At 65.6% G+C, this 9,429-nt stretch carries 11 protein-coding genes; 6 read left to right on the plus strand and 5 right to left on the minus strand.

The window, feature by feature from the left end:
* Positions 1–20 precede the first annotated feature (20 nt).
* Positions 21–272, minus strand: coding sequence for a hypothetical protein (locus tag VJV41_RS19765; protein ID WP_325336719.1), 252 nt, complete (start codon positions 270–272; stop codon positions 21–23).
* Positions 273–538: 266 nt separating this feature from the next.
* Between VJV41_RS19765 and VJV41_RS19770 the strand changes: the two genes are divergently transcribed.
* Positions 539–916 carry a DUF2510 domain-containing protein gene (locus VJV41_RS19770; protein ID WP_325336720.1) on the plus strand — a complete coding sequence of 126 codons (378 nt, stop codon included), beginning with the start codon at positions 539–541 and terminating at the stop codon, positions 914–916.
* On the opposite strand, the gene VJV41_RS19775 is transcribed toward VJV41_RS19770, so the two are convergent.
* A complete protein-coding gene (locus VJV41_RS19775) occupies positions 898–1,905 on the minus strand; it encodes an oxygenase MpaB family protein (protein ID WP_414685002.1) in 1,008 nt (335 codons plus the stop codon). The genes VJV41_RS19770 and VJV41_RS19775 overlap by 19 nt on opposite strands.
* A 70-nt stretch (positions 1,906–1,975) precedes the next feature.
* Here VJV41_RS19775 and VJV41_RS19780 point away from each other — a divergent pair, with 70 nt between their 5' ends.
* The gene (locus VJV41_RS19780) at positions 1,976–2,560 is read left to right on the plus strand and encodes a TetR/AcrR family transcriptional regulator (protein ID WP_325336722.1); all 585 of its coding nucleotides are present in this window, start codon (positions 1,976–1,978) and stop codon (positions 2,558–2,560) included.
* 3 nt (positions 2,561–2,563) lie between these two features.
* Here the strand turns inward: VJV41_RS19780 and VJV41_RS19785 are convergent, their stop codons facing one another.
* Both VJV41_RS19785 and VJV41_RS19790 read right to left on the minus strand, forming a co-directional pair.
* Positions 2,564–3,004: a hypothetical protein gene (locus VJV41_RS19785; RefSeq protein WP_325336723.1), complete on the minus strand. Its 441-nt coding sequence runs from the start codon at positions 3,002–3,004 to the stop codon at positions 2,564–2,566.
* 92 nt (positions 3,005–3,096) lie between these two features.
* A complete protein-coding gene (locus tag VJV41_RS19790) occupies positions 3,097–3,462 on the minus strand; it encodes a hypothetical protein (RefSeq protein WP_325336729.1) in 366 nt (121 codons plus the stop codon).
* A gap of 193 nt (positions 3,463–3,655) precedes the next feature.
* Between VJV41_RS19790 and VJV41_RS19795 the strand changes: the two genes are divergently transcribed.
* The 4 genes from VJV41_RS19795 to phoU all read left to right on the plus strand — a co-directional run bounded on the left by VJV41_RS19795 (position 3,656) and on the right by phoU (position 8,839).
* Positions 3,656–4,663 carry an acyl-ACP desaturase gene (locus VJV41_RS19795; protein ID WP_325336724.1) on the plus strand — a complete coding sequence of 336 codons (1,008 nt, stop codon included), beginning with the start codon at positions 3,656–3,658 and terminating at the stop codon, positions 4,661–4,663.
* Positions 4,651–5,814, plus strand: a complete 1,164-nt coding sequence (dusB, locus tag VJV41_RS19800; protein ID WP_414685003.1) for a tRNA dihydrouridine synthase DusB — start codon at positions 4,651–4,653, stop codon at positions 5,812–5,814. The genes VJV41_RS19795 and dusB overlap by 13 nt, the downstream gene beginning before the upstream one ends.
* 188 nt (positions 5,815–6,002) lie before the next feature.
* On the plus strand, positions 6,003–8,075 hold the full coding sequence (locus tag VJV41_RS19805) for an LCP family protein (protein ID WP_325336725.1): 2,073 nt from the start codon (positions 6,003–6,005) through the stop codon (positions 8,073–8,075).
* A 95-nt stretch (positions 8,076–8,170) separates the two neighbouring features.
* Positions 8,171–8,839, plus strand: coding sequence for a phosphate signaling complex protein PhoU (gene phoU / locus VJV41_RS19810; protein WP_325336726.1), 669 nt, complete (start codon positions 8,171–8,173; stop codon positions 8,837–8,839).
* 7 nt (positions 8,840–8,846) lie between these two features.
* On the opposite strand, the gene VJV41_RS19815 is transcribed toward phoU, so the two are convergent.
* Positions 8,847–9,429 (minus strand): zinc-binding dehydrogenase (locus VJV41_RS19815; protein ID WP_325336727.1); only part of this gene is annotated, 583 nt, incomplete at its 5' end.

Below are 9,429 nucleotides of genomic sequence, written 5' to 3' on the forward strand. Positions count from 1 at the left end.
CGGCGGCGTCAAACCAGCGGCTAGGAGCCGACGACCTGATGTGTAGTGTGCGGCGCCGGGATCGCGATCGGCGGCGGCGTCCCGATCATCTCGACGACGTTCGCGATGCCCTCAGCCACCGCCTCGATGACGTGGAAGCCGACGGCCACCGGGTTGAAGAACGAAATCAGCGGTAAGGGAGACGGCTGCGTGTCGGTCACCGCAGTGCTCGCCGAAGCATATGGGCAGGAGGCCACGCTGGACGCCAGCCCGATGACGACAGCGGCAATCACCGATGCAATCGCAACGCCAACAGACCGGAATGCTCGCAGCACAAGAGAATCGTGCCGCAAAAACCACTCCAGGCATAGCGAAAAACGCTAGATGTTACCGAGCAGGCACGGTCGGCACGGCAGCGGTGTTCGGCCAGCACCCCAGCGGGATGATTTTGGCCTCTCGCCGCGTCCAGGCACTTGGTCACCAGAACGGTTGGAGGGGCAGGGCCGAAAAGGACCGTGAATGATCCACGGCGAGCGACGTCCGCCGAATCGTAAGATCAATGGCGATGTTCTACCAGCAAGGTCCCAGGCAGTTCTGGCGGCGCCACCCCATAGCGACCGGAGCCGGCGTGGTCTTGACCTGCTGGTGGCTATCCAACAGGTGGTACGAGGCCGTCGCGGTCGTCGCCGTACTTGCCACGCTGGTTTTCGTCTCACATCGCAGGAAGGTCCTCGCACGACGCGACTCCGGGTTGCGCGCTAGAGCAGATTTCGAGCACGGGCTGATGCTGGCCGGCGACCCTCGCGGCACCTTCGGTCGATACCCGCCCGTGCAGCCGGGCTGGTTTCCCGATCCTCAGAGTCCTTGCCAGATACGCTATTTCGACGGCGCAACGTGGACTCATTTCGCGAAGCCGCGTCAGACCTTCGGGCAGTAGTGCGTCGGCTTGTCACGCTCGTCGAGCGGCGGCAGGTTGCGCGCGGGCGTGTGCACCAACGGCGCATCGGACGGGATGCGCCCCGTTGTGCGATCCCAGCCGGTGCGGGCCCGCGGATGCATCCTGGCTCGCTTGGGCAGCAGCGCGAACAACACCCGAACCACATCGCCGAAGCGGCGGTGCAGCCACTCGTCACGTGAGGACCAGCTGTACCCCATCAACTCGCGCACCGACGGGTCGTACAGCCCAACGGTGAGCCATACGAAGAACGGCGCCAACAACTTTCGCTGCAACGCCCACAGCCGGTACGGAACCTTCTGAGCGAAAGGCGGTTTCGGGAGTTCGGTGAGGTCGAGCACCGCGCGCGCCGCATAGTTGTTCTCCAACACGTTGCGGCACATGTGATCCCAGTAGACCTGGAACTCTTCCCAGGTCTGTGGCACCGGCCGCATGCTCATCCCATACATCCGGTACCAGTCGACGTGTTCGTCGAACAGCTGACGTTTCTCGTCCTCGGTGATGCCGCCGCAGAACCGTTCGGCGACGATGATCGTGCCGACGAAGAACGTGGCGTGTGCCCAGTAGAAGACGTCGGGGTTGAGCGCGTGGTAGCGGCGGCCCTGCGCGTCGACGCCCTTGATGTCGACGTGGTAGTCGCGCACCTCAGCGCCGGTGGTCGGGGCTCGATCGCCGTCGAACACCACACCGCCGATCGGGTACAGCGAGCGCAACAGCCGCGGCCAGCGCTCCCGGAAAAACGTCGAGTGCTCCTCGACCGCAGCGCCAAGTTGCGGATGCATGTTCTGCATCGAGCCGGCCCACGGACCCTGCAGCATGCCGCGCCAGTCGCCGAAGTATTTCCAGGTCAGCGAACCCGGACCGAGCGGCTGTGGCGGCGCGTCATAGCCGCCGGGGGCCATCGGGCAGCCGGATGCGAGTTGGGCCGGTCCGCTGGGCATTGGGCAGGCCTCAGACGTATCTTGAGTCACTGATGATCTTCCGATCGGAGTCAGATGCGATTCTGACTACGTGCGTTGTCATCACGAGCTTAGGAGTGATGTGCATCCCGGTCAACGACGGGGCCGATGGACCGGCGTTCCGCTGGAGGACCGCCAGGTCTTACGCCGTGACGAACTCATCGCCGCGGGCGTCGCGAGTCTGGGCAGCGAGGGCGGGCCGACGCTCACTGTGCGCGCGGTATGCCGTGCGGCCGGCCTGACCGAGCGCTACTTCTACGAGAGCTTCTCCGACCGCGACGAGTTCGTTCGCGCCGTCTATGACGACGTCTGCACCCGAGCGATGTCGACATTGATGAACGCCGAGACCCCACGCGACGCGGTCGAGCGGTTCGTCGCGTTGATGGTCGACGATCCCGCGCGGGGTCGGGTCCTGTTGCTCGCGCCTGAGGTCGAGCCCGTCCTGACCCGCTCGGGAGCCGAATGGATGCCCAACTTCATCGACCTGCTGCAGCGGAAACTGACCCGCATCACCGATCCCGCGGTGCAGGCCATGGTGGCCACCGGGTTGATCGGCGCGCTGACGGCGTTGTTCACCGCCTACCTGAACGGTCGGCTGGCCGCCACCCGCGAACAGTTCATCGACTACTGCGTCGACATGCTGCTCAGCAGGGTGACGAGCTACTAGCGGCTACTCGCCTGGCACGCCCGGCGATTGGCCCGCCATCGCCAGCTGGTCTTGCTCGTTCTGCTGGGCCGCAGCCTCTTCCGCTGCCGCCTTGGCTTCGCGACCTTCCGGCGATGCCACCGACGCGCCGGGATTCGTGGCCGTCGCATATCCGCCGTTGCAGTTGAGGTTGAACAGCAATGTGTCGCTGACGTGCGCGAAATCGTCGCCGTGCAGGAAGGGCGCCGACGATGAGCTGGTGACAATGCACTCGTCCTGGGACAGCTTGTCGCCGACCCGGCTGGCCACGACCACGGTCTGGCCCGCCTCACTGGCCGCTTGCGACGCGTCGGCGTACGTCTGGCCGGCGTAATTGTCCGCCGCGGCGACTCCGGAGCCGAACAAGGCCATGCAGGCTGATGCGGCAATGGCAGCGCCGGCCCCGAGAGCGATTTCCTTCTTCACCTGGCCGGACCTCCGAAGTGTCTGAGTAGTGTCTGCGAACTTAATGCGAGAAGCTTATTGCTTCGCAGACATCGCCGCTACCGAGCGAAAACTCAGCCTGCGTTGTCTGCAGAAGCCAAGGCCTGGCGGCCTTCCGGGCTGGCCGCCGAGTTGCCAGCCGAGCCGGCGGTCGCAACCGCGGCATTGCAGTTCAGCGCAACCATCACTTGCTGCCGGTCGCTTCCCCCGCGCGGGTTGTCGACCTGCGGCTTGTTCCAGGCGTTGGTGACGATGCACTCGTCCAAGCTCGCCAAGCTACCGGTCTTCGTCGCGATGACGGCCGTGGCTCCGGTCTGCTGGATGGTCTGCTTTGCGTCGTTGTACGTCTGGCCGACGACGTCGGGGGCAGCGGCCGCGCTGCCGGCGCCAAGAACCGAAGCGGCAGCGGCGAGCACACCGGCGCCGACGAAAACATGCATCTTCACGTGAGCCCGTCCTTCGGAGTAATACCCTGCGCTGGAACCGGGCTCCCCGCAGTGCCCGACGGGATAGTACCGCGACAGGAGGTGTCGCGTGAGGCCTGTGTGACACGCTGGCGCAAGACTTGAATGTCACCGCGGTACACAGATATATTGAGTGCAACCAACAGGTACAGATAACTGGGGAGGGCCCGTGGCGCAAGACCTGACTGACCTGCAGCTGCTCCAAGAACTTGAACCGGTAGTCGAGAAGAACATCAACCGGCACCTGACGATGCGCAAGGACTGGAACCCGCACGACTACATTCCCTGGTCGGACGGCAAGAACTATTACGCGCTCGGTGGCAAGGACTGGGACCCCGACCAGTCGAAGCTGTCCGAGGTCGCCCAGGTGGCGATGCTGACCAACCTCTTGACCGAGGACAATCTGCCCTCCTATCACCGCGAGATCGCGATGAACTTCAGCATGGACGGGCCATGGGGCTGGTGGGTGAACCGCTGGACGGCCGAGGAGAACCGGCACGGCATCGCGCTGCGCGACTATCTCGTGGTCACCCGTGCGATCGATCCGATCGAGCTCGAGCAGCTGCGTGTGGAGCAGGTGACTCGCGGCTTCTCCCCCGGCCAGAACCAGCAGATTGAGGCCGACCTGTTCGCCGACAGCCTGTTCGACTCCGTCATCTACGTGACGTTCCAGGAATTGGCGACCCGCGTCTCGCACCGGAACACCGGCAAGGCGTGCAACGAGACCGTCGCCGACCAGCTGCTGCAGCGTGTCTCGGCCGACGAGAACCTGCACATGATCTTCTACCGCGACGTCTCCGCGGCGGGTTTCGATGTCGCCCCCAATCAGGCGATGCGCTCCTTGCACAAGGTGCTGAGCAACTTCAAGATGCCCGGCTACACGATTCCGGACTTCCGGCGGAAAGCCGTCGTCATCGCGTCGGGCGGGGTCTACGACCCGCGCATCCACCTCGACGACGTGGTCATGCCGGTGCTCAAGAAGTGGCGCATCTTCGAGCGCGAGGACTTCACCGGCGATTCGGCACGCTTGCGGGATGAACTGGGGGCGCTCGTCGAGGAACTCGAGGACACCTGCGTGAAGTTCGAGGTCGCCAAGCAGCGCAGGCTCGAACGCATCGCGAAGGTCGCCGAGAAGAAGGCGGCCAAGAACCTCTTGGTGAGCTCATCAGCGTCTTAGCCGAACCGCGAGCACAACTGCGGATCGGGCCCATCGCGCTGCGAAGCCCCGTCGTGCTGGCCCCGATGGCCGGTGTGACGAATGTCGCATTCCGCACTTTGTGCCGGGAACTGGAGCTGACCAGAGCCGGAACGGTCAGCGGCCTCTACGTGTGCGAGATGGTCACCGCGCGTGCGCTGGTCGAGCGTCATCCCGTGACGATGCACATGACGACGTTCGGGCCCGATGAATCACCCCGCTCGCTGCAGCTCTACACCGTCGACCCGGACACCACGTTCGCCGCAGCGAAAATGGTCGTCGACCAGGGGCTGGCCGACCACATCGACATGAACTTCGGCTGCCCGGTGCCCAAGGTCACGCGGCGCGGCGGCGGTGCGGCGCTGCCGTTCAAGCGCCGGCTGTTCGGCCGGATTGTGGGGGCTGCTGTCGCCGCGACGCAAGGCACGAATATCCCGGTGACCGTGAAGTTCCGGATCGGGATCGACGATGCTCACCACACGCATCTGGACGCCGGGCGGATCGCGGCCGAAGAGGGTGCGGCGGCCGTGGCGCTCCATGCCCGCACCGCGGCGCAGCGCTACTCCGGAGCCGCCGACTGGGAGCAGATCGCCATGCTCAAGCAGCACGTCAAGGGCATTCCGGTGCTCGGGAACGGCGATATCTTCGAGGCGGACGATGCCCTGGCAATGATGGCCGCGACCGGATGCGACGGCGTGGTGATCGGGCGCGGTTGCCTGGGCCGGCCGTGGTTGTTCGCCGAGCTGTCGGCCGCGTTTTCCGGTACGACGCCGCCGACGCCACCCACCTCGGGCGAGGTGGCCACGATCATCCGCCGGCACGGCGAGCTGCTTTCCGCCCATTTCGGCGAGGACAAGGGTATGCGGGACATCCGCAAGCACATCGCGTGGTACCTGCACGGCTTTCCTGCCGGAGCGGAGTTGCGACGATCATTAGCCCTGGTCAAGACGCTGGTTGAGCTCGACGCGCTGCTGGATCAGCTCGATCCTGCGGTGCCGTTCCCCGAGGCGGCCACGGGTCCGCGGGGACGCCAGGGATCACCTGCCTCGGTGGCCCTGCCCGAGGGCTGGCTCGCCGATCCCGACGACTGCACCGTGCCCGCCGGAGCAGACGTCATGCACTCCGGAGGCTAAACCGAGACGATCTTGACACCCTCTCCTGACTGGCTGTCTCACAGGATGTCTCAGTACGATATGAGTCTCCTCGTATCTGGCTCCAGTAGCGGAGCCACGCGGAGTGCTGCTAGAAGACAAGAGGCACTGCATACGCCCATGCGCACCGACGCGCGTGATGCCTTAAGAGTCGGAGGCCGAGTAGGAACATGAGTGACGGCGACAACGCCACTCCTGGCCTGCCTGGCTTTGGCGGCCCGGCACCCTCCGGCGACGACAACCAATGGCTTACCCGAATTCCGCGGCCCTCGCCAGGCGCCGCGCCGTGGGAGCGTCGTTCCGCTTCCGATTCTGACGACGCCGAGCCGGCCGGTAACCACACCGACGGCGTCACCGTCGCGGATCTGATCGCCAAGGTTCACGGCCACGCGAGTGTCCCGGACGAACTGAAGCGACCGCGTCCCGAGCCCAAGCCGGACCCCCCGCCGCCCGCACCGCCGACGGAGATCATCGAGGCCGTCTGGGAACCCGCCGTCGCCGATTCTGACAACGACGACACCGAGGTCTTCCCCGTCGCGTCGGCCGCCGCGCTCTCCGACCTGCCTGATTTGGCACGTCTGCGCCGGGGCCAGCGAGTGGCGCCGTCCCGCGTCGGCACCGGAAAGGGAACCGACCAGACGAAACCGCGCAAGGGCCGTCGCAAGACCATGGTCGCCGGCCGCGCGGCCGCAGCTCTGATCGCGGCGAGCGCCCTCGCCATGACGGGCGGGGCGTGGCAATGGCAGTCGTCGAAGAACAACATGCTCAACAAGGTGTCCGCGCTTGACCCCGACTCGCGTGACATCGTCGACCCCAATGCCCAATTCGGCGACGAGAACTTCCTAATTGTGGGAGTGGACAGCCGATTTGGCGAGAACAGCGATATGGGTGTGGGAACCACCGAGGACGCCGGCGGCACCCGCTCCGACACCGTGATGCTGGTGAACATACCAGCCAACCGCAAACGCGTTGTCGCCGTGTCCTTTCCGCGTGACCTCTCGATAAAACCAATGCAGTGCGAGGCATGGAACCCGGAGACACGTGAGTATGGACCGCTCTACGACGAGCAGTCAGGGACATACGGCCCCGAAGAGGTGTACACCGAAACCAAGCTGAACTCCGCCTATGCCGTCGGCGGCCCCAAATGCTTGGTGAAGGTGATCCAGAAACTGTCGGGTCTGTCTGTAAATCGGTTCATGGCAGTCGATTTCGCCGGTTTCTCGAAGATGGTCGACGCCATCGGCGGTGTCGAGGTGTGCAGCACCACACCGCTGGAGGACTACGAGCTCGGCACCGTGCTGCCCAATGCAGGCCGCCAGATCGTCGACGGACACACCGCGCTGCAGTACGTCCGCGCCCGCCAGGTGACCACCGAAACGAACGGCGATTACGGCCGCATCAAGCGTCAGCAGCTGTTCTTGTCGTCGCTGCTGCGCTCGTTGATCTCCAAGGAAGTGTTCTTCTCGCTGCCGAAGCTCAACAACGTGGTCAACATGTTCATCAACGACAGTTTCGTCGACAACATCAGGACCAAGGACCTCGTTGACCTCGGCCAGTCCGTCCAAGGTGTGAACGCCGGTCGCATCACGTTCGTGACCGTACCGACCGTCGGATATCCCGACGAATACGGCAACGAGGTACCTCGCACCGACGACGTGCATGCCCTGTTCGACGCAATCATCAACGACGACCCGCTGCCCGAGGAGAAGAACGCCGACAACACCCCCGTCCCGGGCACGCCCGAGTCGACGGTCAGCGCGACGCCGGACTCTGCCAACCGGGCGCCCGCTTCCCCGGCCCCGGCCGCGCAGGGCGTCGCCGAGCTGGTCGACGCCGTCACGACCAATCCGCAGGACATCACGGTGCGGGTGTCGAACTCGACCGGCGAGAACGGGTTGGCCTCCACCGCGGCCAACGAACTGCAGGCCCACGGCTTCAACGTCACCACCCCCGACGACTACCCGGGCCCGCTGTCCTCGACGACGGTGTTCTTCTCCCCGGGCAACGAGCAGGCCGCGGCCACCGTCGCCTCGTCGTTTTCCAACCCGACCATCGAGCGAGTCACCGGCATGGGTGACGTGGTGCAAGTGGTGCTCGGCAGCGATTTCTACAACAACGTGTCCGCGCCTTCGCCCAGCGGTTCTGCAGTGCAGGTCCATGTCGTTCACGGCACCAGCAGCACGCCGACTCGCCTGCCCGAGGATCTGACCGTCACCAACGCGGCCGACACCACCTGCGAATAGCCCGCCGCTGCGGGGTCGCTTGGGCAGGCGGCATTCACCTTTCGTTCACCGGCCGCGTCGTGACGATTCCACGCAGATGCCCGTAGGCTTGGTGCATGCGGACCGCGTACCACGAGCAACTGGATGCCTTGGCGAACCAGCTCGGCGAGATGTGCGGGCTGGCGGGTGCTGCCATGGAACGCGCCACCCAGGCCCTGCTGCAGGCCGATCTGGTGCTCGCCGAACAGGTCATCACCGATCACGAGCAGATCGCCGCGATGAGCGCGCGTGCTGAGGAGGCGGCGTTTGTCCTTCTGGCGCTGCAGGCGCCGGTGGCCGGAGACCTGCGGGCGATCGTCGGGTCCATCCAGATAGTCGCCGACGTCGACCGGATGGGCGCCCTGGCGCTGCACGTCGCCAAGATCGCGCGGCGTCGGCATCCCAACCACGCGCTGCCGGAAGAAGTCAACGGATACTTCGCCGAAATGGGCCGTCTCGCAGTCGAATTGGGCAACAGTGCCCAGGAGGTCCTGCTCACGCGTGATCCGGAGAAGGCCGCGCGGATTCGCGAAGAAGACGACGCGATGGACGACCTGCACCGCCACCTGTTCACGGTGCTGATGGACAGGGACTGGAAGCACGGCGTGGCCGCGGCCGTCGACGTGACGCTGCTCGGCCGGTTCTACGAGCGGTTCGCCGACCACGCGGTCGAGGTGGCTCGCCGGGTCATCTTCCAGGTCACCGGTAAGCACCCCGACGAGGAAGAGATCCCGGCACCGCGCTGACCTGCGCTCACGGCCGCAGGACGATCTTTCCTCTGGTGTGCCGCTGCTCTAGCCTGCGATAGGCGCGCTGGACTTCGTCGAGCGGAAACACCTCGGCGATCGGTACCTGCAGCTCACCGGCCCCGACGAGCCCAGCCAGCTCGGCAAGCACATCGGCATTCGACGCGTCGGCGTTGCCCGCCATCTGCACGCCGAACCGCTCAACGGCCGGGAAGTCGATGATGGTGTCCACGCGTTCGGGTGCGACACCCAGCTCGGATACGGCCAGCTCGACGTAGCCGCCGCCGAAGAAGTCGAGAAACGCGTCGATCCGTCCATCCGGCGCCGCGGCCCGGAGCCGATTCGCCAGATCGTCACCGTAATTGACCGGGACGACGCCGTGCGCGGTCAGCCAGTCGTCGTTGGCTGGGCCGGCGATGCCGAGCACCGTCGCGCCGGCGCGCTTGGCCAGCTGTACGGCGATCGTGCCCACACCACCCGCCGCACCAGCCACCGCAACCGTGTCGCCCGGCTTCAGCGAAACCGCGCGCACCGCGGCGTACGCCGTCGTGCCGGCGACGTAGAGACCGCCCGCGACGTCCCACGGCACC

The sequence above is a fragment of the Mycobacterium sp. genome (genome assembly GCF_035274705.1).
Classification (GTDB): Bacteria; Actinomycetota; Actinomycetes; order Mycobacteriales; family Mycobacteriaceae; genus Mycobacterium.

Excerpts from the sequence above, each read along its gene's own strand:
- VJV41_RS19805 (WP_325336725.1), top strand. The coding sequence starts at position 6,003 with ATGAGTGACGGCGACAACGCCACTCCTGGCCTGCCTGGCTTTGGCGGC.
- VJV41_RS19790 (WP_325336729.1), bottom strand. The coding sequence starts at position 3,462 with ATGCATGTTTTCGTCGGCGCCGGTGTGCTCGCCGCTGCCGCTTCGGTT.
- VJV41_RS19770 (WP_325336720.1), top strand. The coding sequence starts at position 539 with ATGGCGATGTTCTACCAGCAAGGTCCCAGGCAGTTCTGGCGGCGCCAC.
- phoU (WP_325336726.1), top strand. The coding sequence starts at position 8,171 with ATGCGGACCGCGTACCACGAGCAACTGGATGCCTTGGCGAACCAGCTC.